General features: G+C 51.3%; 1 rRNA gene (cut by a window edge). It reads right to left on the bottom strand.

Annotated features, from left to right (window positions below):
- Positions 1 to 1,144, bottom strand: a 23S ribosomal RNA gene (locus ACFWE1_RS17535) (its annotated part extends 334 nt beyond the left edge of the window); the annotation flags it as partial.

The raw sequence follows: 1,144 nt of genomic DNA, 5'->3' as shown, positions 1-1,144 counted from the left end.
CGCTAGAAGCTTTTCTTGGCAGCGGGGAATCAAAGATTTCGCTCCATAAGGAGCTTCCCCATCACAGCTCAGCCTTCACGATAAGCGGATTTGCCTACTTATCAGCCTAACTGCTTGGACGTGCACAACCAATCGCACGCTTCTTCTATCCTTCTGCGTCCCTCCATTGCTCAAACGATAAAGAGGTGGTACAGGAATATCAACCTGTTGTCCATCGCCTACGCCTGTCGGCCTCGGCTTAGGTCCTGACTAACCCTGAGCGGACGAGCCTTCCTCAGGAAACCTTAGGCATTCGGTGGACGGGATTCTCACCCGTCTTTCGCTACTCATACCGGCATTCTCACTTCTAAGCGCTCCACCAGTCCTTCCGGTCTGACTTCACTGCACTTAGAACGCTCCCCTACCACTGATACCATTGGTATCAATTCGCAGCTTCGGTGGTGTATTTAGCCCCGGTACATTTTCGGCGCAGAGTCACTCGACTAGTGAGCTATTACGCACTCTTTAAATGGTGGCTGCTTCTAAGCCAACATCCTAGTTGTCTAAGCAACTCCACATCCTTTTCCACTTAATACACACTTTGGGACCTTAGCTGGCGATCTGGGCTGTTTCCCTCTTGACTACGGATCTTATCACTCGCAGTCTGACTCCTAAGGATAAGTCATTGGCATTCGGAGTTTGACTGAATTCGGTAATCCGATGAGGACCCCTAGTTCAATCAGTGCTCTACCTCCAAGACTCTTACCTTGAGGCTAGCCCTAAAGCTATTTCGGAGAGAACCAGCTATCTCCAGGTTCGATTGGCATTTCACCCCTACCCACACCTCATCCCCGCACTTTTCAACGTGCGTGGGTTCGGGCCTCCATTCAGTGTTACCTGAACTTCACCCTGGACATGGGTAGATCACCTGGTTTCGGGTCTACGACCACGTACTAAACGCCCTATTCAGACTCGCTTTCGCTGCGGCTCCGCCTCTTCAGCTTAACCTCGCACGGGATCGTAACTCGCCGGTTCATTCTACAAAAGGCACGCCATCACCCATTAACGGGCTCTGACTATTTGTAGGCACACGGTTTCAGGATCTCTTTCACTCCCCTTCCGGGGTGCTTTTCACCTTTCCCTCACGGTACTGGTTCACTATCGA

Source organism: Agromyces sp. NPDC060279 (assembly GCF_042726785.1).
GTDB lineage: Bacteria > Actinomycetota > Actinomycetes > Actinomycetales > Microbacteriaceae > Agromyces.
The sequence above is the reverse complement of the archived record's forward strand: the minus strand, read 5'-3'. Positions and strand labels throughout refer to the sequence as shown.